Origin of the sequence: Waterburya agarophytonicola KI4 (assembly GCF_020640915.1) — a bacterium.
Taxonomy (GTDB): domain Bacteria; phylum Cyanobacteriota; class Cyanobacteriia; order Cyanobacteriales; family Xenococcaceae; genus Waterburya; species Waterburya agarophytonicola.
Map to the genome: position 1 here is coordinate 12,545 of NZ_JADWDC010000040.1, position 24,562 is coordinate 37,106.

At 38.2% G+C, this 24,562-nt stretch carries 23 protein-coding genes; 11 read left to right on the forward strand and 12 right to left on the reverse strand.

The annotated features are described in order from the left end of the window. Positions 1–94 precede the first annotated feature (94 nt). The 4 genes from I4641_RS15130 to I4641_RS15145 all read right to left on the reverse strand — a co-directional run bounded on the left by I4641_RS15130 (position 95) and on the right by I4641_RS15145 (position 3,443). The gene (locus I4641_RS15130) at positions 95–886 is read right to left on the reverse strand and encodes a DUF1828 domain-containing protein (protein ID WP_229641378.1); all 792 of its coding nucleotides are present in this window, start codon (positions 884–886) and stop codon (positions 95–97) included. Next, positions 883–1,368: a DUF6978 family protein gene (locus I4641_RS15135; RefSeq protein ID WP_229641379.1), complete on the reverse strand. Its 486-nt coding sequence runs from the start codon at positions 1,366–1,368 to the stop codon at positions 883–885. The genes I4641_RS15130 and I4641_RS15135 overlap by 4 nt, the downstream gene beginning before the upstream one ends. A 118-nt stretch (positions 1,369–1,486) precedes the next feature. Then, entirely contained in the window at positions 1,487–2,920 is a 1,434-nt protein-coding gene (gene lpdA, locus I4641_RS15140; protein ID WP_229641380.1) for a dihydrolipoyl dehydrogenase, read from the reverse strand. Positions 2,921–3,020: 100 nt separating this feature from the next. Further along, positions 3,021–3,443, reverse strand: a complete 423-nt coding sequence (locus tag I4641_RS15145) for an SPOR domain-containing protein (RefSeq protein WP_229641381.1) — start codon at positions 3,441–3,443, stop codon at positions 3,021–3,023. 435 nt (positions 3,444–3,878) lie between these two features. On the opposite strand from I4641_RS15145, the gene mnmA reads away from it, so the two are divergent. The 7 genes from mnmA to I4641_RS24195 all read left to right on the forward strand — a co-directional run bounded on the left by mnmA (position 3,879) and on the right by I4641_RS24195 (position 10,522). Further along, positions 3,879–4,943 carry a tRNA 2-thiouridine(34) synthase MnmA gene (gene mnmA, locus I4641_RS15150; protein WP_229641382.1) on the forward strand — a complete coding sequence of 355 codons (1,065 nt, stop codon included), beginning with the start codon at positions 3,879–3,881 and terminating at the stop codon, positions 4,941–4,943. Positions 4,944–4,956: 13 nt separating this feature from the next. Continuing rightward, positions 4,957–5,355, forward strand: a complete 399-nt coding sequence (locus tag I4641_RS15155; protein WP_229641383.1) for a hypothetical protein — start codon at positions 4,957–4,959, stop codon at positions 5,353–5,355. Between the two features lie 9 nt (positions 5,356–5,364). After that, positions 5,365–6,351 (forward strand): DUF3616 domain-containing protein, encoded by a 987-nt coding sequence (locus I4641_RS15160; protein WP_229641384.1) that lies wholly within the window; start codon positions 5,365–5,367, stop codon positions 6,349–6,351. Between the two features lie 120 nt (positions 6,352–6,471). After that, positions 6,472–7,329, forward strand: a complete 858-nt coding sequence (locus I4641_RS15165) for a methyltransferase domain-containing protein (protein WP_229641385.1) — start codon at positions 6,472–6,474, stop codon at positions 7,327–7,329. A gap of 34 nt (positions 7,330–7,363) precedes the next feature. After that, the gene (gene hppD / locus I4641_RS15170; RefSeq protein WP_229641386.1) at positions 7,364–8,431 is read left to right on the forward strand and encodes a 4-hydroxyphenylpyruvate dioxygenase; all 1,068 of its coding nucleotides are present in this window, start codon (positions 7,364–7,366) and stop codon (positions 8,429–8,431) included. 177 nt (positions 8,432–8,608) lie between these two features. Beyond that, entirely contained in the window at positions 8,609–9,127 is a 519-nt protein-coding gene (locus I4641_RS15175) for a LemA family protein (RefSeq protein ID WP_229641387.1), read from the forward strand. 27 nt (positions 9,128–9,154) lie between these two features. Next, positions 9,155–10,522 carry a DUF3137 domain-containing protein gene (locus I4641_RS24195; protein ID WP_229641388.1) on the forward strand — a complete coding sequence of 456 codons (1,368 nt, stop codon included), beginning with the start codon at positions 9,155–9,157 and terminating at the stop codon, positions 10,520–10,522. Between the two features lie 72 nt (positions 10,523–10,594). Here I4641_RS24195 and I4641_RS15185 read toward each other — a convergent pair whose 3' ends face one another. From I4641_RS15185 to gltX, 3 genes are all read right to left on the reverse strand, one after another. Further along, a complete protein-coding gene (locus tag I4641_RS15185; RefSeq protein ID WP_229641389.1) occupies positions 10,595–14,104 on the reverse strand; it encodes a non-ribosomal peptide synthetase in 3,510 nt (1,169 codons plus the stop codon). Between the two features lie 185 nt (positions 14,105–14,289). Beyond that, on the reverse strand, positions 14,290–15,993 hold the full coding sequence (gene mutL / locus I4641_RS15190; RefSeq protein WP_369426810.1) for a DNA mismatch repair endonuclease MutL: 1,704 nt from the start codon (positions 15,991–15,993) through the stop codon (positions 14,290–14,292). Between the two features lie 250 nt (positions 15,994–16,243). Continuing rightward, the gene (gene gltX, locus I4641_RS15195; protein ID WP_229641391.1) at positions 16,244–17,695 is read right to left on the reverse strand and encodes a glutamate--tRNA ligase; all 1,452 of its coding nucleotides are present in this window, start codon (positions 17,693–17,695) and stop codon (positions 16,244–16,246) included. Positions 17,696–17,850: 155 nt separating this feature from the next. On the opposite strand from gltX, the gene I4641_RS15200 reads away from it, so the two are divergent. After that, complete coding sequence (locus I4641_RS15200) at positions 17,851–18,303, forward strand: heavy metal-responsive transcriptional regulator (RefSeq protein WP_263858246.1); 453 nt, start codon at positions 17,851–17,853, stop codon at positions 18,301–18,303. Positions 18,304–18,325: 22 nt separating this feature from the next. Here the strand turns inward: I4641_RS15200 and I4641_RS15205 are convergent, their stop codons facing one another. Both I4641_RS15205 and I4641_RS15210 read right to left on the reverse strand, forming a co-directional pair. Then, positions 18,326–19,783 carry a multicopper oxidase family protein gene (locus I4641_RS15205; protein ID WP_229641393.1) on the reverse strand — a complete coding sequence of 486 codons (1,458 nt, stop codon included), beginning with the start codon at positions 19,781–19,783 and terminating at the stop codon, positions 18,326–18,328. A 5-nt stretch (positions 19,784–19,788) separates the two neighbouring features. Then, positions 19,789–20,367, reverse strand: coding sequence for a DUF411 domain-containing protein (locus I4641_RS15210; RefSeq protein ID WP_229641394.1), 579 nt, complete (start codon positions 20,365–20,367; stop codon positions 19,789–19,791). Positions 20,368–20,463: 96 nt separating this feature from the next. Here I4641_RS15210 and I4641_RS15215 point away from each other — a divergent pair, with 96 nt between their 5' ends. After that, positions 20,464–21,435: an isopenicillin N synthase family dioxygenase gene (locus I4641_RS15215; protein ID WP_229641395.1), complete on the forward strand. Its 972-nt coding sequence runs from the start codon at positions 20,464–20,466 to the stop codon at positions 21,433–21,435. 21 nt (positions 21,436–21,456) lie between these two features. After that, positions 21,457–21,816, forward strand: coding sequence for a Spx/MgsR family RNA polymerase-binding regulatory protein (locus I4641_RS15220; RefSeq protein ID WP_369426812.1), 360 nt, complete (start codon positions 21,457–21,459; stop codon positions 21,814–21,816). A 93-nt stretch (positions 21,817–21,909) separates the two neighbouring features. Here the strand turns inward: I4641_RS15220 and I4641_RS15225 are convergent, their stop codons facing one another. Further along, positions 21,910–22,143 carry a hypothetical protein gene (locus I4641_RS15225; RefSeq protein WP_229641397.1) on the reverse strand — a complete coding sequence of 78 codons (234 nt, stop codon included), beginning with the start codon at positions 22,141–22,143 and terminating at the stop codon, positions 21,910–21,912. A gap of 99 nt (positions 22,144–22,242) precedes the next feature. Then, the gene (locus I4641_RS15230) at positions 22,243–22,932 is read right to left on the reverse strand and encodes a TIGR04283 family arsenosugar biosynthesis glycosyltransferase (protein WP_229641398.1); all 690 of its coding nucleotides are present in this window, start codon (positions 22,930–22,932) and stop codon (positions 22,243–22,245) included. Positions 22,933–22,940: 8 nt separating this feature from the next. Here I4641_RS15230 and I4641_RS15235 point away from each other — a divergent pair, with 8 nt between their 5' ends. Next, positions 22,941–23,765, forward strand: coding sequence for a DUF6816 family protein (locus I4641_RS15235; protein ID WP_229641399.1), 825 nt, complete (start codon positions 22,941–22,943; stop codon positions 23,763–23,765). 28 nt (positions 23,766–23,793) lie between these two features. Here I4641_RS15235 and I4641_RS15240 read toward each other — a convergent pair. Then, positions 23,794–24,562 (reverse strand): coiled-coil domain-containing protein (locus I4641_RS15240; protein WP_229641400.1); only part of this gene is annotated, 769 nt, incomplete at its 5' end.

The following is a 24,562-nucleotide window of genomic DNA, read 5'->3' on the forward strand; positions in this document are numbered from 1 at the left end:
TAAGCTAGAAATTTTATTCACCGTAACAAGCGTGAGGAGAGCATTTGCTCTCCCCATCAAAAAATCAATTACACGCCCTAGTTATTAATATTTTTCAAGCGGCGAAAAGAGCTTCTTTGAAATCATTTTTATTAGACCAGTCTATAACTTTTGAGTTTTTACTTAGTATCTTTTTATTTCCCTCTGTCCAAATTTTATTTCTTTCTTCTGGATCTACTATTAAAGATATAAATCTATAATTGCTTTCTGTCTTAAAACTTTCAAGATCTTGCCACTGTGTATTAACCTTGCACATGATAGCTTTCGCATTTGATTTATCACTGGCAGTAAGAACATGAGTTAGAACGTTATTTCCCTTAACAGTGGTATAAAAATGAGGTCTCCAATCTATACCTGTCGATCTTCCTGTCAGAACTTTTTCTCTTTGATAATTTACTATATTGTTTTTTTTAATAAAGTCTTCTACGGAGTCTAATACAGTCCTGGTTTTTCTTCCTGTTTGCAAAATCCATAAATCTGAAAGCCTTACCAAAGCTTGTCCTAATTCCAGTACAGATGCAGCTAGCTTGATAGAATCTGCGCTTGAATCAACTCGCGCAATAAACATATCTCTTTTCACTTCCAAATTGTGAATAAGACGTATAGTTTCTATCAATTCTTTTTGTTTTTCACTTCTCATTCCCGATACGGACTGAGATTCGATCCATCGAATGGTTTCGCCAAGATCTGTTAAGATAAATCCCTGATTTACCTTTCGATAAAAAATATCTATTACATCTCCATCTGGATATATAAAAGGAGTAGTAATTTTAATAAAATCTTTGAACTCCGAACAGGTAAACAAAGTTCCAATATTTTGCGATAATCGTTGACAGGGACTATTCATATAATTATTCCCCCTAAATCAAAGTCAGCTTCAAGTTGTGCAGGAGGGATTTCTTCCATTACTCCTTGAAAATCAATATTTGCCTCATAACAAAATTCTTGCCACACTTCTCTTGGCTGATTTGCAGGAGAAGATATAGATTCTTGAGCAGAATATGCTTTTCGATCTTCATATTCTTCAGTCCATTTATGTATGTGATTTTCACCAACTAATTTTCCATCAGGATTGCGGTGATTTTTACCCATGTCTAAACCATAAATTCTCCTGCCAATTTCTTTATGAATAATTTTATAAGATAGTCTATCTAGATAACGGTTATAGCTTCCATCAACGAATATAGGATAGTCTCGATCCGAAACTACTGGAACTCTAAATTTAACTGTTTCAGAATTTTTCTTATCTCCTACCCAAGCTATATTTTCATTAATCTTCTTGGTTTGGTTTGACAACATTTCATCAAACTCTATTTGAGTTAGAACCATTCCAAAGTTTTCTAGGGTTATTTATTAGTAAAACATATTTACTATTGCAGTAAACAAAAGATTTTTAAATTTTACAAACAATATATATTAGAGAGGAAAATTTCCCCTCTAAATACACTTACACGCCAACTACTTGAGCGCGTTTGTAGGCTTCGTCTAAAACTTCAGAAAGGGTAGGATGAGTATGAATATTAAAGGAAAGATTTTGTACTGATTCCCGTTTGGCGATCGCATTAGCTGCTTCTTGAATGAGATCGGAGGCGTGAATACCAATAATGTGTACTCCTAATAATTCTCCCGTATCCTGACGATAAATAATCTTAGCAATACCTTCAGTTTCTCCTTCAGCCAAGGCTTTGGAATTACCTTTATAGAAAGATTTGACGGTGGCTACTTTGAAGCCTTCTTTCTCCCCTTCTTCTTTAGCTTGTGCTTCGGTTAAACCAACATAGCTAATTTCAGGATGGGTAAAAGCAGCAGCAGGAATACAACGATAGTCTATTTCTTTATCTTCTCCGCAGATATTTTCTACTGCTATCACACCTTGTCCCGAAGCAGCATGAGCCAGCATCATTTTACCCGTGGCATCCCCTACCGCCCAAAGATGGGGTACGGGCTTCCCGTCGCGCAAGACTTGCATTTTATCGTTGACGGGAATAAAGCCACGTTTATCGATTTCAATTGCTAAGGTTTCTAAACCAAGTTTTTTGGTAGCAGGAATTCTTCCAGTAGCCACCAAACAAGCATCTACTTCTAATACTTCAACGACTTCTTTTGTTTTAGCATCGGTTAGTTCGATTTGTACGGGCGTGCCTGGAGTGATTTTAGTCGCAAATACACCTTTATAGGTTTCAATATCTCGCTGATCTAACAATACTTTTTTGGCGATTTTGGCAATATCGGGATCGAATCCAGGCATTAATGTATCTAATGCTTCGATCATGGTTACTTCGCAACCTAAAGCGGTATAGACATCAGAGAATTCTAAGCCAATATAACCGCTACCAATAATTGCTATCCAATCAGGAAGGGATTCAAGCTTGACTGCATTATCGCTAGTGAAAACAGTTTTGCCATCAATTTCGATCCCTCTCGGAACAAAAGGCACAGATCCAGGGCAAAGCATAATTTCTTTTGCTGTATAGGTTTTGTCTCCACCATCGCTAGATACCTTAACTTTTTGCGTCCCTGCAATTTCTCCCCAACCGCGAATAATATCTACCTTAAGACGTTTGAGGCTATTGGTTAGATCTCCTTGAATTTTATTAACCAAATTAGTCGCGTGGTCGGCGATCGCGCTACGATCGAATTGGATTCCTCCTAGTTGAATCCCCATGTCTTGCAAATGGCTAGAATCGGCAAATTCTCTTACTCTACCAGAAGCAGCTAGCAATGCTTTAGAGGGGATACAACCTCGGTTTACACAAGTTCCTCCCATATCCCCTGCTTCAATAATTGCTGTCTTCAAACCGCTTTTAACTGCGTGTAATGCTGCGCCGTGTCCGCCTACACCAGCACCTATTATAATTAAATCGTAATCAAAATCGCTCATGGCTATTTCTGCTATATTTTCTCCAGTCTTATATTGTAAAGTAACCAGTACCGCGAATTCTCGACCTCTTGATTATCGATTTTTAAATGAAATCGATGATTTATTGAACTTTGATTCTTGCCCAAAATCCTTTTACGGCAAGCTTACGTACCATATTTTCAGCATTAGCCTGTTGACTGAATATGCCTACCTGAATCGTATCGCCTTTGATAAAAGCAGAAGGTTCGATATCTTTGACTTGTTGTAATAATACTTGCTCGCTACCGAAGACTTCTACCCGATAACCTTGAGCCTCGATCAACTGTTTAGTATTAGAAATAATTTTGCTATCGGGTGCTTTATAAGTATATTCTCTAGAGTCGGTCTTGTTGTTAGATTTAATCTCCTGAGCAAGGTAGGGGACAGAACTAGTTGCAGTGCTGAAATTATTATTTTCTAAAGCATTAACCGAGATGGATAGATTGCCCGTCAAGAAAACACTGCCAAGTAACAATAGACTGTATTTATAGTAAGTAAAAGTCATAAAATTAAATTCTTGCTGAGAGTAATAAGTTTTATTTGGCTGTTTGAAATAACAGTTTAATCTGACACAAATTTATCTTCTACTAATAGTATTAATTATTATTTTTGTCTACCCTGTAAAAGTTCGTATTTTAAAACTTCATATTCACTTTAAAAATAAGCCTAAAATAAGCCTAATTTAGCTATTTTTCCTTTAAGCTTCCGACAACAAGAGTTTGTGTCAGAAGTTGGTTAATTGGGCAACATCTATCTAAAGTGCAGATTGAAAATAAAATACGATAATCTAGATAAAGGTAGTTGGCGTAATTTCGGGGATATTAATAAAATTATCTTCCCTAAGTTATGCGATCGCATATTAAACAAGATGCCAAACCATATATCTTAGAAAGTACCCCTAGTTTTTACGAAAGTTAGCATTTATTTACAAAATTGATCCATGAATAAGGTCGTTGTCGGCTTATCTGGTGGCGTAGACAGTTCTGTCGCTGCTGCGGTATTACATCATCAAGGTTACGAAGTTATTGGTCTTACCCTCTGGTTAATGAAAGGGAAAGGTCAATGTTGTTCTGAAGGAATGGTGGATGCAGGGCGGTTGTGTGAAGAATTAGCGATCCCTCACCACATTGTAGACAGCCGTGATGTCTTTAAAGAAAATATTATTGATTATTTGGTTAGTGGCTATGAAGCAGGAGTTACCCCCCTTCCTTGTTCCCAATGTAACCGTGCGGTAAAATTCGCACCGATGTTGGCCTATGCTCAACAAGAACTGGGTACGGATAAAATAGCTACAGGTCATTATGCTCGTATTAACTACGACCAACAAAGCGATCGCTATCAACTTTTAAAAGCGGTAGATCCCAATAAAGATCAATCCTATTTCCTCTACGATCTGACTCAAGAATTGCTAGCGGGTTCGGTATTTCCTTTGGGAAATCAAACTAAAGAAGAAACCCGTCGCATTGCTGCGGAATTTAATTTAGCCACCGCCGAAAAACCTGAAAGCCAAGATTTGTGCTTGGTAGAAGCCCACGGTAACATGCAAACTTTTCTAGATCGTTTTATCGACCAAAAAGAAGGGGATATCGTAGATATGGCGGGGAATATCTTGGGTCAACATACAGGTATTCACCACTACACTATCGGACAACGAAGAGGTTTGGGTATTGCTGCACCAGAACCACTATATGTGGTTAAATTAGATGCGGTGATGAATCGGGTTATAGTAGGCGATCGCAATGCTGGGGGACGTTTGGAATGCACTGTGTCGCGCATGAATTGGGTTTCTATTGCCGAACCAACCGCTCCTATTCGCGCAGAAGTTAAAATTCGCTATCGTTCTAAACCCGTTACTGCCCAAATAATTCCTCTAGGAAATTCCCGCATCAAAATAGTCTTTGAAGACCATCAATTTGGCGTTACTCCTGGTCAAGCGGCAGTATTATATAGCGGAGATATGGTACTTGGAGGGGGAATTATTGAAGTGGAAAATAAATCTGAATAGTTGCTAATTGATTATGGAAAGAGGATTATTCTGGCTACCTTTGTTGATAGCTTTTATTTGGTTAGCCTGGAGTGGCTGGAATGAATATCAAAAGCTAGAAGCTTATAAAGTTTGGGCGGAAAATTTTGATAACGCCAAATTTGATATTTATGCGGTGTTGGGCAAAAAAGGACGCGAACTTACTTGGGGTAAGCCAACTCGCAAGGGAATGGTGGAATTGGATAGTTTTTCTTTGGATGATGTGGAAGAAATTAATTTATTGGTAGGAGATGAAGCGGTGGATCTAGATAATCTTCCGCACAAGGGAAAGCCATTTCTAGAACTTACTTTCCACGATAAACCGACCGTAAAAATTCCTTTCACCGATATTCCTTTGGCTGCAAAGTGGCTCAATTATATCTACAACGCTTGATAGTTAGTTATGGAGTTATGGCACAAAAAAATTCAGTTTAAGGCGATCGCTTTGGTGATTTGTTTGATGGCGATCGCTTTGTTTTTTATTCCAGATCGAGTCTTTAGTCAAGTTGATTTATTACCCAAAAATAAAATTAAATTCCAAGGAAAAATTATTGAAGATGAAGATATTAGTGCGGTTGGGATAGTTGGTAAATATATTCTGATTGGTGCGGATGAAGGTAACACAATTCAGGTTTTAGAACCCAATAAAAAACGCTCTAAATATCGAGTAGCTGGAAATATAGAACTTTTGGGCAAGGAATCGAAAGCAGAGATTGATCTTGAAGGGATGGCAGTTATAAATAATACTGTATATGTAACGGGTTCTCATTCCTCAAATTATAAAACTATAATAGATGAGAATAATCGTAAAAACGTTTTTCGTTTTCAGCTAAATCCCGAAACTGGTAAATTAGAATCTTCCATAGAAAAAGCGAGTCTGCAAACAATCTTAGAACGAGATAAAATTCTCAGTCAATTTGCTAATATTCCCTACAATGAAAATGGAGTAGATATAGAAGGAATTGCCCTAAAAAGCGATCGCTTGTATTTTGGATTTCGTACTCCAGTTTTGCATGATGATTATATCCCTATCGTAGTAGTTGAATTTGAACAGATCAATCCTAGCGATCGATACGAGCTACGTTACGTCAATCTAGATGGGAATGGAATTAGAGATCTAGTCGCAGTAAATGACGGTTTTTTAATTTTGACTGATGAGACAGGAACTAAGGGAAGCGATTATCGGGTTTATTTCTGGGATGGTAATGATGACTTACCAAAACCAGACAATAGATCGGCAGCTAAACTTTTAAGGGAGATTCCCGCGAAGAAAAATACTAAAGCAGAAGGATTGACAATCCTAGCAGAAACAGCTTCTAGCTATAGAATTTTGGTCGTCTACGATGGCGTAGCCAAAGGCAATCCAACTATATTTGAAATTGATTATTAATATCTTTGAAGTATTGCTATAGCGATCGGCGAAAAGAAAGCGGGTTCGCTACAGTAACAATAAAGTCTCTATTACTATCAGCTTTATCTTTTAAACTAAATCGTTTAAACTAAGAACTTAATGAGCAGCAATCTATATCAAGATATTCGAGAATTTTATGATGCTTCTAGCGGATTATGGGAGCAGATCTGGGGCGAACATATGCACCATGGTTACTATGGCAAAAATGGTAACTATAAGATCGATCGCCGTCAAGCTCAAATAGAATTGATTGAAGAATTATTGTTATGGAGTGATTGTCATATCAATAATCCTCCAGAAAATGTAATTGATGTTGGCTGTGGTATTGGTGGCAGCACATTACATTTAGCCGAAAAATTTGGTTGCAACGCTACAGGAATTACTTTGTCCCCCGTACAGGCCTCTAGAGCCACAGAAAGAGCTAGGGAAGCGGGTTTAGATAGTGGAGTGAGGTTTGAAGTAGCAAATGCCTTAGAGATGCCTTTTGCCAACGACACTTTCGATTTGGTATGGTCGTTAGAAAGTGGCGAACATATGCCAGATAAAGCTAAGTTTCTGGCTGAATGCTATCGCGTTTTAAAACCAGGCGGCAAGATTATTTTTGCTACTTGGTGTCATCGAGAGACTAATTCTTGGGCGGGAGATTTAACTTCCAGGGAAATTGCCCACCTCAAGGAGATTTATCGAGTGTATTGTTTGCCCTATGTGATCTCTTTATCCGAATATAGAGCGATCGCCTATGAATGTGGCTTCACGGATCTAAAAGCTGATGATTGGTCGACTGCGGTGGCACCTTTTTGGGATGTGGTGATTGATTCAGCTATCACGCCTCAAGCGGTTATTGGTTTAGTACAAGCGGGTTGGCAGACTATCCAAGGAGCATTATCTCTTAATTTGATGAGTCGCGGTTATGACCGAGGGTTGATTCGCTTTGGTTTGATTACTGCTACTAAATAAATAGGCTCAATTGTTATGTCAGACAGAATTTTATATGAAGATCGATCGCATTCATTTCTATACTAGAGATGCAGCAAAGATAAAGGATTGGTTTACTCGTAATGTCGGTTTTAATGTGATCGGCAACAGTAATAATCAACATACCCATACCGAAGTAATTTCTCTTAACTCTGCTTGCTTGGTTTTTTCTTCCCCTCTAACTAAAAATAGTCCTGTCGCATCGTATCTTAACTCTCATCCTTCAGGGGTTGGGGATATTACTTTTAGGGTCAAAGATATTCAATCGATCGTCGATCGCGCCTACGATCTCGGATTAAATATTCTGCAAGATCCTCAAACTTATAAATCGGATCGGGGTATATTTAGAGCGGCTCAAATTCAAGGTTGGAAATCTTTGCGCCATACTCTAATTGAAGAAACCGACAATAATTTAGATTACTGTTTTTCTACTCTCAATTTAGAGTCACAACAAGCTATTAGTAACTCCTCCTCTCAAATTACCGACATCGATCATGTGGTGCTGAATGTTGCTGCGGGAAAACTCAACTCGGCAGTAAAACTATATCAAGATTTATTTGGATTTAAGATTCAACAGAGTTTTAATATTCAAACCCCAACATCGGGACTATACAGTCAGGCTTTAATAGATGATAGTGGTGCGGTGCAGTTTAATATTAACGAGCCTACTTCTAATACTTCCCAAATCCAAGAATTTATCGATCTCAACCATGGATCGGGCATTCAACATCTAGCATTGCGATCGCAAAACTTGATTGCCGATGTCCAACGGATGCAAGACAAAGATCTGGCTTTTTTAACTATTCCGCAAATTTATTACAACCAATTAGATCGAGGGATTAACTTGAGTCCCCAAGAGTGGCAAGCGATCGCACGAGAGCAGATTTTAGTAGATTGCGATCGCAACAACCCGCGATCTTTATTAATGCAAATTTTCACTCAACCTATTTTTGAACAACCCACTTTCTTTCTAGAGTTTATCGAGCGCAGACAACAAGCTCAAGGTTTTGGCAAAGGGAATTTTAAAGCACTGTTTGAGGCAGTCGAAAGAGAGCAAATAATGAGTAATAGTGCTACCCAATAACAGATTGAGTTTCTTTTAATGATTTTGTAAATTCAAGATAATTTTTCTGGTATTTGGGGAATGATACAAATAAGAGGAACGATTTATTTTGATTATGGGTTTGAGCAAATGCAACCGTTTATTTATGTTTTATTGTCTACAGCAATTGTATTTTCATTACTAAGTTTTATTCTCTTGATGATTGGAATTCAAATTTATAATAGTTTGATCGTTAAGAAAAATCAGGTTAGTAAATCTTTTGCTAGTGTTGATGTTTTATTAAAAAAAAGATGGGATTTAATTCCTAATTTGGTAGCGGTGGTTAAAAATCATATGGAATTTGAGCAACAAACTTTAGCTGAAATTACTAGATTGCGATCGCGAGCTATGAGTGGGGAAATTAGTCCCGAACAAAGATTGAATGTGGAGAATCAAATTACTCGGACTATGGGTAGTATTATGGCACTGATTGAAAACTATCCCGACTTAAAATCTAATAATCACGTAACTCAATTATTAGAATCATTAAATGAGACGGAAGAACAAATTTCTGCTGCCAGACGTTTTTATAACAGTGCGGTCACGGATTATAATAATGCGATCGAAATGTTTCCTAGCAATCTTGTAGCTGGATATATGAAATATGCAGCCAAAGAATTATTTGTTACTCCCGCAGAAGAAAGAGCCAATGTTAATGTTGGGGAATTATTAAATTAATTGTTGGTATAGCTATTATTGATAAATGTGGATAAATCACTATCATCTCAAGAAATAGATCGCCTTTTTATCGCAGGCGATCGCAATTTATACCAAGGTAATTTCCCCGCAGCGATTGATATTTTTGAACAATTATCTAAGATTTTAGAACCAAATCACGAAAAATATTTTCACGTCCGACGTAATCTGATTAAAGCTTATCAAAAAAACCAACAAATCGAAAAAGCGATCGCTCTTTGTCAATTAGCGATCGATAGTGAAAATAATACTTTTTCTTTTTGGGGAACAAAGTTTATGGCGCATCTAGATCCTCAATTTAAGCCAGAAGTTGCTATAGAAGCAAAGGATTTAGAAGTAAATCAGTTAAAGATCGATACTCCTAATACTCCCATTAAATTTAAGACATTATCTCAGTTCAAACAATATTGCCAGGAACATTTATTAGATAAGCTGAAGGAGTTAGAGAAAAAAAGAATACAAACTCTCGCTACTATCTTTATCTCAGGAATTATTTGTTTGATAGCCACTTGGGGCTTTGCCCAATTTATCTTTGGTTTTTTACGGTTAAACAATAATATCTTTATTTTTTATTTGATTTGTTTGAGCTTTGCAATTCCAGTTTGGCTGATTTTTTGTCGGGGATGTATTCAAGTATATGGTTTGGGTTTTAAGCGGAATATTATTGAAAAAATAATTGATTTTATTGACGAACCAGGAACGCTTAGTTATGCCAATCAATTGTTCTTAGAAGACAAACGCCAAACTATTTTAGGTTTTACTCGCAGTCAAATATTTAGGGATGAATTGCAAGAGCCAGATAATTTAGAACAAGAAGATTGTGTATATGGAACAATAGGTAACACTGATATTTTCTTTGCCGAAATCATGGTAGAAAATATCAAAGAAGGATATCTAAACGAATTTGAAATGTCGGAGTTTCGAGGAAAATCTATTTTCTTTCGAGGTTTATTTTTTGAAGCAGAATTTTCCAAGAAGTTCCTTAGTCGTACATTTATTTTACCAAATACTTTTAAAAATAAAGTATCAGTTTTAAACAATTGGCGGGGTCAAAATGTAGATTTAGAAGATCCAGAGTTCAAGCAAATGTTTAAAGTCTATGGAGACAATCAAGTAGAATCTCGTTATATTCTTTCTACTAATTTAATGAATCGTTTAGTAGAATTTAGAAAAAAAGCAAAACGGCAAGTATACCTTTCTTTTGTGGATGGATTTCTCTATATTGCTATTCCCTATCGTCATAATCTATTTGAACCAAAGCTTTTTCAAAAGATGACATCCTTTACTCCATTGCGAGAATACTTTTTCGACTTACAATTAATGATTGGTATCGTTGACGATCTCAACTTAAATCGTCGTATTTGGGGCAGGCACTAGTATAGCCATCGAACTACAGGTTAAGACACCTCTGAGTCTCTTTGCGTCTTCGCGCCTTTGGGTGAGCATTTTTCAATTTATTTTTTCAATATTTTCTTTGGTTAATTGCTGCAAAGCCATCTTTATTTTTTCAGCTAATACTCGAACCAAAGGCTCTTGAAGAATTTCTAAATGATCCCCATCTAGATCGATAACATTTAATTTAGCTAAAGCAAACTGCTGCCAATTTAATTTTGGATCTGTATCTTTTGTCGCTCTGAACAAAGTAATGTCACCCTCATAAGGCTGCATGACGTAATTTTTATTTACTTCATAATGTTCTTTTCTTAACTTGCTATATTTAGCCTGGGCAAATTCTCTTTTGGTGTCGTCTATTAAATATTTTCTAATCCAGCTAATATTGTATAAATTACAGCGTAATTCATCTCTAGTTACTGTCCAGCGTCTTTTGGCTTTGTCCATAACATAAGCCATTCCTTGGGTTTTTAAGTTACTAAAATGATCGGCAACACGCTCCTCAAAAGAAGGAATTTGATAGATTGAATTGCCATCTGGACAACGAGAATCTAATAAGCCGAGAAATTTAACTTCGTGTCCTTGAGATAGGAGTATTTGAGCCATTTCATAAGCAACCACTCCACCAAAAGATACTCCCATTAGATAATACGCACCACTAGGTTGAAATTGCTGTAGATCGCGAACATAATATGCGGCTAAACCTTTAATATCTCTAGGATGGGGACTATTAGGATCGTCGGTAAAATCTACCGATAGACCATACAAAGTGATGTCTGCGTTGAGATGTTCGATTAAAGGACGGTAGTATTCTAAACCAAAGCCTAAATAGTGAATACAGTAAACGGCAGGTTGAGAATTACCTAGTTTAATCGGCACAAAAGTTTTGGGATAACTTACTTGCTCTTCTTGACGAATAAAGCTCGCTAAGGCTTCTGGAGTAGGTGCTTGAAAAACTCTAGAGATCGGAATTGTCTGGTTATATTTATTGGCTATTTCTGTAACTAACCGCGCAGCGAGTAAAGAATTACCCCCTAGTTCAATAAAATTGTCTTGAACGCTAATAGTTTTAATGCCTAAAAGATCTTGCACCATCTGGACTATTTCTGCCTCAAGGCGATCGCGCGGGGCAATAATCGTCGATGATTCTTGAATATCTAATGCAGCCAAAGCACGACGATCTACCTTACCACTAGTAGTTAGAGGAAAAGTATCTACAAAGAGAAATGTATTCGGAATCATATAGGCTGGTAGTTTTTGCTCTAGGTAACTCCGCAGCATCTTTACCGTAAGCTCTTGTTTACCTGGCACTATATAAGCGCAGAGAGTTTCACCCAAGTTGTTTTCGCGCACGATTACCGCAGCCTCAACTACTAATTCACTTTGGGACAATACAGCCTCTATTTCCCCTAATTCAATGCGCAATCCTTGGATATTGACTTGGCGATCTATCCGTCCTAAAAACTGGATCGTGCCGTTATTTAAGTAACGTCCTAAATCCCCTGTCTTATATAATCTCGCCCCTTCTAGATAAGGATTAGGGACAAACTTTTCGGCGGTGAGTTCGGGTCGGTTAAGATAGCCTTGGGCTACTCCCGCACCGCTAATATGAATTTCGGCTGCAACTCCAATAGGTACTGGCTGTAGATGTTCGTCTAATAGGTAGACTCTCATGTTGGGAATAGGACTACCTACAGGAAGAGACTTAAATTGCTGATCGATTTGTTCGGGAATTTGATATACCGTAACTACTCCCGTACCTTCGGTTTGACCGTAGATGTTGGCTAGTTGAACATCTGACTTGAAAGTCTCGCGCCAGCATTGATAGATTTCTGGCGTTACCTGTTCGCCCCCTGCTGCAACTAAACGCACCTGATTGTCTAGTAAAGCCTTGCGTTTACTATCTTCCTGTTGATTTAAGATACCCCAAAAGTTACGCCAAAAAGAGGGAACATGATCGACAATAGTTACCCCGTGACGTTTGATGAGTTCAAAAAACTCTATTGGGTTTCTCGTTTCTTTGGTAGTTACAATCAATGCGGTTGCACCCTGTGCCAGAGGCATCAATAGCTGTCGTGCGGAAACAATTAGGGCAATTGAACCACGATGGAGATATACATCGGCAGGAGTTATGTTGAAAGCTTGCTGTAGAGATTGGGCATAATGACTCAAGTTACCGTGAGTTAGCATTACTCCTTTGGGTTTACCTGTAGAGCCTGATGTGTAAACAATGTGAGCTAAATCTGAGATGGTTATATCTAGGTTTAAGTTGTCTTTAGAACAGTCGGCAATTAAATGGCGATCGCGAAGCGTACCCAAAGGGTAATCGCGAAGCGTACCCAAAGGGTAATCGTGAAGCGTACTCAAAGGGTAATCGCGAAGCGTACCCGAAGGGTGATCGCGATCGCCACAAATAATCTGCTCGACCTTTGCGGGTAGTTTATTTAACAGACTTTCTTGAGTAAGTAATATTTTTATATCAGCATCTTCCAAGATGTAAGCTATTCTAGCAGTCGGATTACTAATATCTAAGGGTACATAAGCACCACCTGCTTTAAGAATTGCCAACACCCCCACTACCATGAAGAGCGATCGCTCTATACACAAACCGACTAAAGATCCTGGGGCAACTCCTTTTGCTCGTAAGTAATGAGCTAGCTGATTGGCTTGTTGATTTAATTCACCATAGGTTAACTGTTGTCCCTGACAAATAATTGCTATAGCTGATGGATTTTGCTCGACTCGCGCTTCAAATAGTTGATGAATGGATTGTGGTATAGATTCAGCTTCAGTTTGATTCAGGTCATATAAAACCTGCTGCCTTTCTTTTGCAGAGATTAAAGCTAGGGAATCGATGGTGGTTTGGGGATTAGCAACAATTGACTCTAATAGTACCTGATAGTTATCGCAGATGCGTTGAATAGTGTCTGCATCAAACAGATGATAATTATATTCAAGTCTAAAAATTAAGTGTTGAGATTTCTCAATGATATCTAAAAACAATTCTCTTTGAGACATCTTTTGCCTAAAGATTTCAGATTTAGGGTGAAAGACTGTTGATAGATTGTTAAATCTGAATAAAACTTGAAAGTAATGGTTGATTGAATTTTTGCTGAAGCTATCTAAATAGTTACTTGCTTCTAAAATTTGCTCTTGGACAATTGTGATTAAATTATTAAATTTTTCCTGTTCTTCGATTGTCACCCTGACGGGCAACAAGTCTATTAGTTTTTCTCCCTCGCCCCAATCCAAACAACCAACTACAATATCTTGTTGTTTGGTATAACGGTGAAGCAATACTTGAAAAGCACTAAGTAAAAGAATCGGAACAGAAACATTTTCCTGTTGAGCAATTTTTGCCAAAGTTTGGGTCAAATCTCGATCGAGAATAAATGAATTCTGCTTGGTAATCTCTTGAAAATCAACTTGAGCTTCGGGAGTATCGATATTCGGTCTAGCTCGATCTGTAGGAAAATCTAATAAGGGTGCAATATCTTCAAGTTTTTGTTCCCAATAACTGACCTCAAGTTCATCTTGTTTTGCCCAAATATCTTTGAATAAACTCATAAACCTGCTCTTTGAAACAATATTTTTCAAAATTGATTTTAGTCTAAATAGCGATCGCTTAAATTGAATTAATCAACATAAAAATAATAGAACATTTTGTTTAAAAGCTTAGTATCTATTATATTAGATGAGGGTATTTGGCTAAAGCGATCGCCCTAAACCAGCAGATTTGGTTAAATTCAGAATTAAATCCCGTGACTTTTTCCTATTACCCAATGACGACGAAAGAATCGAGACAAAGAAGACTCTTCTAAAGAAAGATAAATCGGTCTACCATGGGGACAAGTGCGAGGGTTACGAGTAGCCAGCCAAAGATCTAAGAGATTCTGCATCTGGAGTAAATCTAGAACCGTACCGTTACGAATTGCACTGCGACAGGCGGTAGCTACTTGAGCAGATCGTAAGTCTCCACCCCAACTTAATTCTATTAAAGCAGCAGCACAATCATTTCTTTGGGCTAAGGCTTTGGGTGCCGTACGCACAGCCCAAATATTATCCCCAAATAGCTCGATATCAATCTCTAAATTTTGTAATTGCTCTACTTGTTTTGGTCTAAGATATTCTAGAGTTATGGGGGTACTTAAGGCTACTAAATCCCAACAGTCTTGTAGTTGTTCGTATAATATTCGCTCGTGAGCTATATGTTGTTCTACTAACCATACTCCAGAGGAGTGTTCGGCAACTATATAAGTTTTACTAACTTGAGCTACCGCTTTTAGTTTTAAGGGATTATTTTGAAAGGTAGGAAGTGGCTTCTGTGCCAGATCTCCCGCAAGATCGCGATCGATTTGATATTTACCCGAAGATTCTGCCACCTTTAGTATTTTACCGATACGACGATCGCCTACTCCATCGGGAAGATGATGATTGTTCAACTTTAAAGCGATCGAGATCGCTTTATCTACTTCTGCTTGCCAATAGGGAAGAGAATGAAGATATATCTCGGTTTTAGCGGGGTGACGATTCCAATCAATTTGACTGGGACAAGTATGGAGATGCAAAAAACAAATCGGATAGCGATCGCGAGGTAGGGTTTTTGCCATACTATTTAAAATAGTCTGTTCTAGTTCAGGCGATCGCACTAATCGATTATTGACCGATACTTTAACCCAATCTGCACGATGGCGATGACAGCGATCTGGCAAACCGATAATTAATTCAATGGTTGAAGCAACAACATCATCATCTGAAGGGGTGGCAATTTCTCGTTTCACATATTCAAAATCACTGCTGTTAACGTTTCTGAGAAACTGGGGCAAAATATCTCTAGCGGTTGTGCCAGGACTAATATTAAACCAGGAATTGTTATTTTGCTTAATTTGCCAAGTAGTTTGAGGATGACACAAAGCTATCTGATGAATTAATTTTTGAATTGCTTTTAATTGTCGAGGTAAAGATGGTAATCCACGACGACGGACGGGAATTCTAGCAAATAAGTTAGATACGGTGACAATTGTCCCAGAAGCAATGGCGATCGCCGATTCTTCAATCGCCTTGCCTTCTTGATAACTAACTTTCCAACCAACAGGTTCTAATCCAGCTTTAGTACGGCTACAGATAGTCAGATCTGCTACTTGAACGATACTGTGTAAAGCCTCCCCCCGAAAACCCAAGCTAGTAATATGCCACAAATCTTGGCAGGTACGAATCTTACTCGTACTATGGGGTTGAATGCAAATTCTCAAATCTTCTAGAGACATTCCCCTTCCATTGTCACTAACCTGAACTTGCCAAGACTCTAGATCTAAAGCGATCGCAATTCTGGTTGCACCTGCATCTAAGGCATTTTCGACTAATTCTCTTACTACTGCTGCCAAAGAATCTATCACCTCTCCCGCTGCAATGAGGTCAATTACCTCGTCTGGTAGAGTTTGGATTTTTGACGGCATACGGAGACTTGTTGGGCTGAATGGTATTAGAATTCCCTTCATTTTATAGTTTATGCCTTACAACACTCGGTTTACTTAACTCTTTGATAAGAGACGTAAAAATCAACAGCCCATATATTATATCAGTAAAATAGTTTATTTGTACTATTATTGGGATGAGTTTTACTGCTCTTCTGCCTGGAATGACAGAAGAGAGTTACTTGGACCGTTGACAGGATGAGCCACGCTTTTCCCAAGTCTCCAAGTCCTACTAACCAGATATTTTGTTTAAAGTTTGTTGCAAGCGAGTTGTATCCGAACCTAGTTTATTCAAGAGTAACCAAGTTTGAATCAGATCGGGACCGTGTAATTCTCCTGTCAGACTAGCGCGGAGCGATCGCATTACCAAGCCTTTTTTAACTTTTTGGCTTTTAGTAACTTGCTTAATTAATGCCTTGGCATCTTCTTCCGTCATACTTGCAGCATTGTTAACCCCTTCAATAATTTCAGCTATTACCGCAGTAACGCCTTCTTGTTTGAGTAAGTCCATTGCTTCTTCTTTATAGTCAAAACTATCGTCGAAAAAGATGCTAGTTTCTTGAATTACATCGGTTAAACGATTTAAAGTAGGTGCGGTTAAAGCAGTTAGTTGTTCTAACCAACTACGATCCATTTTATCTACTTCATAACCAGCTTCTTGCCAATAAGGAATTAGAAGATCGGTAAGTTTATCTGCGGGCATTTGATGCAGATATTGGCTGTTGATCCAATCCAATTTATCCCAGTCAAATTTTGCACCAGCTTTATTAACTCGCTCTAAATCGAATTCCTTTGCTGCTTCATCGAGGGTAAAAATCTCTTTAGTAGAGTCAGGGAAAGTCCAACCCAATAAAGTCATGTAGTTAACTAATGCTTCGGGAAGAAATCCCATTTTACGGAAGTCATCAATAGAAGTTACCCCATCTCTTTTAGACAATTTTTTGCCATCTGTGTTGAGAATTAGAGGGCTGTGGGCAAAAGTAGGGATTTTTGCGTCTAATGCTTCGTAAAGCAAGATTTGCTTGGCTGTGTTGGCAATATGGTCTTCTCCGCGAATAACATGGGAGATATTCATGTCTATATCATCCACAACCACCGCCAGGTTGTATAAAGCCTGTCCGTAGGGTTCGTCACCTTCTGCTGCACGGGCAATTACCATGTCTCCACCAAGATCTTCACCTTGCCAGCTAACCGTATCTCGAATAGAATCTTGCCAAGAAATAGTGCGATCGCGATCTATTTTAAAACGAATTACAGGCTTTCTTCCTTCCGCTTCAAATGCTTGCCTTGCTTGATCGGATAAATTACGGTGGCGATTATCATATCCTGGTGCTTTGCCTTGAGCCTTTTGAGTTTCGCGCAACTCGTCCAATTCTTCGGGAGTACAATAACAAGGATAAGCCAAACCTTTGTCAATCAGAGTTTGCACTGCTGCTTGATACTTATCTAAACGCTGAGTTTGAAAAAATGGCCCTTCATCCCAAGTTAAGCCCAACCATTCTAATCCTGATTTAATATTATCAGTATATTCAGGACGCGATCGCGCTTCGTCTGTATCTTCTATTCTTAAAACAAAAGTTCCTTCATTGCCACGAGCATATAGCCAGTTAAATACTGCCGTGCGTGCCGTACCAATATGTAAATTTCCAGTTGGTGAAGGAGCAATTCTTACTCTAACGCTCACAAAATACCTCTTATCTAAAATTAATTATTTTTTTCGTGCAGTTTATTATTGTAGTGAAATTAGATCGCCAAAAACAGATTGAAAATACAAACTTGACTCTCTACCTGACTGTAGAGTTTAAACTAAAAAGATATGCCATAATTAGTCAAATCATCATGGGTAAACCAACTCATCTGAGAATTGGAGAACTAGCAAAACAAACGGGGTTAGCAGTAGGAACATTACGCTATTACAGCGATTTAGGACTGCTACAACCTGCACAAAGAGGAGACAATGGCTATCGCTACTACAGTCAGGATGCCAGTCAGCAAGTAGATTTTATTAAGAAAGCTCAAACTTTGGGATTTACTCTGGAGGAAATTAAGCAAATTCTTGATGTACGCGATCGCGGTGAAAAACCTTGTAGCTTAGTGCAAAGCCTACTAGACAGCAAAATCGAGCAGCTTCAAATCCAAATTAGGCGCATGACTTTATTTAAGGCGGAATTAGAAGAATATCGTTTTGCTTGGATAAAGAATCCTAATCCCGAATCAAATTCTCAAGAAGTTTGTCCTCTAATTTCTAGCGTGTCTTTAAATTCTGCACCACCAGAATACCAATATTTTTGACAAAACTTTTGCCATTTTAAAATTAAGCAGAAATCATCAAATTACCCATCATGCCTAGATCTTCATGATCCAAAACATGACAGTGATAGACAGTCTTTCCTGCAAAATCGCGGAAAGGCATACGGATGCGAACCCTTTCCCCTCTCTTGACTAGCACTGTATCTCGCCAAGCTAATAGTAATTCTGGTATTCCGTTGCGACTGATAACTTGAAAAGCATTGCCGTGTATGTGAAAGGGGTGATCCATCACTCCTATATTGATTAGCTCCCAATCTTCAATAGTGTTAAGTTGAACTTGAGTATGAAGGCGATCGCGATCGTAAGGTTCGCCATTAATTAGAAAAGCCATACCCACCGCAGGATTCATACCATGATTTAGTTCAAATCGTCTTACTGTCTGGGGTTCTGGTAATGGTTCGATGGGTGCAAGTTTAGTAGGTAGAGTCAGAGATTCAACAGTAGATTTGTAGTTAATCTTTGCTAAAACTATAGGTGTATCGCTGTTGTTTCTTCTGCCCATCATGCCACCGCCCATCATACCTATGCTACCGCGATCGTAGGGTAAATTGAGTAAACGATATTGTCCTGATTCTTGACTTGCTTTAACTAAAACATCTGTTCGTTGTCCTGGTGTTAATAGTAGTTCATTAACTTCTATTGGTTCGCTGAAACTATTACCATCGGTAGCAATTTGATAGAAAGCACTATCTTCTAAAGCCAATCTATAAAAACGGGAAGGAGAAGCATTGAGAATACGCAGACGTAATAACCCGCCTTTTAGTAAATTAATGCTAGGGTTTGCTTGTCCATTTACCGCGATGATATCTCCTTCTCTGCCCATCATCAGGGACATATGGGCTGAATCCGCACGTTTTCCTCGATTATCAAGAGAAAAGTCTTGCAATACCAAGAATTCTTCCTGGGCTGCTTTAAGTTCGGGAATTTCGTCTAATTCACCCCGCACAATAAACATCCCCGCCAAGCCACCAAATAATTGTTCTGCTACCAAACCATGTAGATGGGGATGATACCAGAATGTTCCTGATGGATGATTGGAGGCTATTTGAAATTCGTAGGTGAGTTGTTTTCCTGGTTCAATTTTGAGAAAAACGTTATCCGCATTACCTACTAGGGGAATGTGTAACCCGTGATAGTGAATATTGGTGGGTTGTTCGAGATTATTGGTAAAGTGAATGCGAACTGTGTCCCCTGGTTTGGCTTCTAAGCGAGGGGCAGGAATTTGCCCGTTGTAGGTTAAAAGGGATGCTTGTTGTCCTCCTAAATTTACAAGACTTTCCCTGGCTTCTAAATCTAATTCTAATAGTCCATTGCTGCTTTGATAAACGGGAGTAAGATTAGCAGAGGATAGTGGTTTGGGCTGACTTGATTTTTTTTCTTGATATAACCAATTGCCTACCAAAGCTGTTCCCATACTAGCAGTGCCTAATGCAATAAACTGGCGACGATTTAGTTTAACCATGATGATTAGTATGATTGATATTCTTTGTATACTTCTACTTCTCCCTTGTCGTTAAACGCCAGGATTTGAAATGGTTGTTTAATATCTTTGGCTTCCATTCCTGGCGTACCGATGGGCATTCCTGGGACGGCTAAACCAACCATGTCGGGTTTTTCAGCGAGGAAACGTTTGATATCATCAACGGGAATATGTCCTTCCATGACATAGCCATCAATAATAGTAGTGTGACAAGATGCTAGTTCTGGGGGAATATTATGCTTTTGCTTCAACGCTTCCATCTCGTCGGTTTTAATGTCTTCGATTTTGAAGCCATGCTTTTGGGCGTGTTCTACCCAAACACTACAACAACCACAGTTAGGACTGCGATACACAGTCATTTCTGTTGTTCCTGAGTAATTTGGTTCGGTTTCTTTGTCCCAAATACTGACTAAAGTGGCTGGACTAGAATTGTCCTTGGCAAGGATAGAATTACTGCTGTTGACTATATTGTTCCCTCTGGAAGCGGAAGTGAGATAAATAGTTCCGATCGCCGTGGCAGCGATCGCAATTGAAGCAATAGTTGTTTTTGAAAGGAGTTTTGGCATTGTTCGTTAAATTTAGCGATGATATTTTTAGATTTCCATCTTAGACTCTCTAGCCGACTGGAGAGTCAAGCCAATTAATGTTACTAAGTACCTAAAATGAAAGATATTCTATATAACGAAATACCTTCTGTCGACTTAAGTGACTTTGTTTCTCACAATCCCAAACGCAAACATAACTTTGTCCAAAATATCGGGCAAGCTTATCAAAATATAGGTTTTGTAGCAGTGAAAAATCATGGTTTATCTGACGATCTAACTGCTAATTTATACAGTGCGGTGAAGCAGTTTTTTGCTCTGCCAGAAGCCACCAAATTAAACTATGAAATAAACAATTTGGGAGGACAACGAGGCTATACGGCAAGGGGGAAAGAACACGCCAAAGGTAGAAGTGTGGGCGATCTTAAAGAATTTTATCATGTAGGACAAGAATTATCTCCAACAGAGCGATCGCTTTTGGAGTATCCTGGCAATATTTTTCCCCAGGAAGTACCAGAATTTGCCACCGCTACCGTAGAAGCTTTTCGCACTTTAGAAGCAACGGGAATGCAAATTTTAAGAGCGATCGCTTTATATTTGGGGTTGGATGAATTTTTTTTTGACAACAAAGTAAATAAGGGTAATAGTATTCTGCGGGCTATTCATTATTTTCCTTTGGATAATCCTCAAGATATTCCTGATGGTGCGGTGCGGGCTGCTGCACACGGAGATATTAACTTGATTACTTTACTGATGGGTGCAAGTGCTGAAGGGTTGCAAATTTTGCGTCAAGATGGTGCGTGGATACCCGTAACCGCCCTGCAAGATAAAATTGTCGTTAATGTCGGGGATATGCTGGAGAGGTTGACTAATAAAAAATTAAAATCTACCGTTCATCGAGTGATTAACCCATCAAAGGAATTATTGGGTACTCCCCGTTATTCTATTCCTTTTTTTATGCACCCTATTTCGGAGATGGATTTAACTTGTTTGCCTTCTTGTATAGATGAGGAGAATCCCAAACAGTTTGAAGATATTACCGCAGGAGAATTTTTAAGTCTGCGGTTACGAGAAATTGGTTTAATTAAATAAACAACAAATAAGAAAAAGATGATGTCGATCGCTCTATACGGAATACCTAATTGTGGAACTTGCAAAAAAGCAATTAAATGGTTGGAAGAGAATAATGTTGACTATGAATTTATTAATACCAAAGATAATCCTCCTCAAGAAAAAGCGATCGCATCTTGGGTAGCAGCTTTGGGTAATAAGCCCCTGCGGAATACATCAGGTAAATCTTATCGGGCGATCGGCGAGGAGAAGAAAACTTGGAGTGACGAACAATGGGTGAAAGCTTTTAGCGAAGATGCAATGTTGCTCAAACGCCCTTTGTTTGTGAAAGATGACAAAGCGATATTAGTCGGTTTTCGAGCTAAGGAAGAAGAAATTAAAGAAAAACTAGGTGTCGCTTAATCGATTATGGGATTAACTTACTCAGAAACATTATTATAATTTTTTTGATAAACTTAGTTTTTGAACTTAGTCTGTTAAAGCGACACAGATAAACTAAGCCAGCAGCAAATTGATGCAATAAGCGATCGCTTCATTAATAAACTTACTTTGTAACTGAGGAAAATCTGGTTTATTTTTGGCTATTTCGTTGAGGGTTTTCAGGGCATATAATTTCTTAGTTCTAGTTTGTTTGACTTTATAGGTCACGCCAAAACCACCGCTTCCCAACAACTGCTCGACTAAATATTTGCCGTTATTTAGTTCGTCGCCCTTTTTCCAATAGCCCATCTAAATGTTGTCTTACAGTTGACAGATGTTTTACTAGGTACAGATGAACATTCCAACCCATGAAGTAAAGAAAATCAAATCTACAAAACTATTTCTTATTTATTTTCCCCTACTGCGATAAAAATGATTTAATTTGTGAAGAGAAATTCCTAAATGATAACCAATGATAATTAATTGATTGATCAAAGTAGTGCGCCAAACTCCTAGTTTTTGCCAACGCCTACCCGAAGTAATAACCTTATCGGATGCGATCGCAATTTTTCCTTGGCGTTTGAGTCGTTGAATCAATTCAAAGTCTTCCATAATTGGCAGATCCCGAAATCCACCAAGATCGATAAAAGTTTGTTTGGTAATAAAAATTGCTTGATCGCCATAGGGAAGAGATAATAAATGCGATCGCACCTTGACTAACATCTCAACCCAACGCAGAGATCTATCTTCTCCTTCAATAGCCAATTCAAATGCCCCTGCAATCACTTTTGGCTGTTGTAAGGTTTCAACGATCGACTCCATAAAGCGATCGGGTAATTTAGTATCGATATGGAGAAACAATAGTATATCCCCGCCAGCAATTTTTGCTCCTGCATTCATCTGCGCCGATCTTCCTCCCGAAACAGTCATGGTGTTCGCACCCATCGATCGCGCGATCGAAACAGTGTTATCTTTACTTCCTCCATCAACCACAATTATTTCCAGATCGCCATGAGATAAAAGCTTAGCTAAAGTTGGTTGAATAATTTCAGCTTCGTTCAGAACTGGGATAATAATGCTTATAGTATATTGAGCCATATTGAAGAATGAGGGAAAAAGTAACTCTTAATTATCAACCATCAACTATCAAAGACAAACTATCTCAGGTTTTGCTAGTTTTCTTGATACTGTTTAGTTTTTCCTCTTCCGCAGTTGCAGCAACCATACAAGAACGTATTCAGCAATATCCTCAGTGGAATAGTAAACCATCGGTACAGCTTGCCCAAGGAGACTTAGAATATCCTGAATGGATGGCGGGAACGTGGAATGTAGAAAGTACTTTAATCGAGAAAATAGCCCCTTTGGCACCCGATATAGTTAGTCCTGGGTTTGAAGATAATGATGATTATATCGATAAAGCGATCGCTTTTCAGGTAAGATTTGGCAAAGAATATTTTACTCCTCCGACTGGATTATTATCAGTATTTAAGTCATCTCAACCTATTGTGGTAGCAGATCGAGGATTTAACGGTCAGAATATTGCAGAAACATATTTGGGAGAAGATAATGTTTATCGAGTAAAAACTGACCCCGATAACCCCAATCAACAGATTACTTTTTTACGCGGTGAAAGAAAGCTGATTTCTAAAGTAACAGGGCGGAGTAGAGAAATGCCTAGCGATAAAGAGTTTATTGCTACCGAAGTTACTCAGCAATTATTTAGATCTCCCGAGAGGCTTTATCTTAATGAAGTTGAAACTACTTCTGATTATCATCTATTAGATTCGGGCAATATAGAAGCAGAACAGATTACGGCTATCTATCTTTCCCCTCAAGATCCAGACTATTTTACCGCAGGCGATCGACCAGTGGCTTTATATCGGTATCATTTATCGTTGAACACAAGAAAATCACTCACCTTGAACAAGTGAGCGATCGCCGATCAATATTCTGAAGAAATTAGAACAAATAAAATTTGGCTGATATTGCGGAGGTTATTGTTAACAAAATTCCCAAAAAAATTATCGTCCAGTTTTTATAAGTACCCGAAGTACTGGTTTTAGTGACTAATGATATTTGTTCTTCTAGTTGCGATCGCAAGCTTTCAATCAGGCTATTTTGTTCGTTACTCTGGAGATCTAATAAGTTATTGTTTTGCTTTTCTTTGTCTAATTGCTGATTTAGTTGTTCAATTAAGATCGAGTTTTCACTAATTTTGCGACTTAAATCGCTATTTTTAGCATTCTCTTGTTCTAATTGATTGATTTTTTGTTCTTTTTCTGATTTTACTTGTTCTAATTGTCTATTGGCTCGATCTATTGTTTGTTCTTTGTCGGTTATTTTTTGATTTAATTGTGTTATCTGTTGTTCTAAGTCTTGAGTGATTTGGTTTTGTTCTTTTATTTGAACTTTCTGCTGTTGGATTTGCTGTTCTAAATTAGTTATTTGTCCTTTCTGCTTGGATAGCTGGCTATTATTTGTCCGACTTTCTGCTTGAAGGCGATCTAGATCCCGTTGTCGCTGCTGAATCTCTTCTCTTAATACACTCAATTGCTGTTGAGCATCTGTTACTTGTACCTGAAGATTTTGCTTGTTTTTTTCTGCATCATTTAACTGTTGCTGAAGTTGACTTAATATCTCTTCTTTTTCGGCTACTTGCTGTTGGGCATTCTTGCGATCGCCATTGGCATCATTTAACTGTTGTTGGAGTTGATTTAATGCTTCTTCT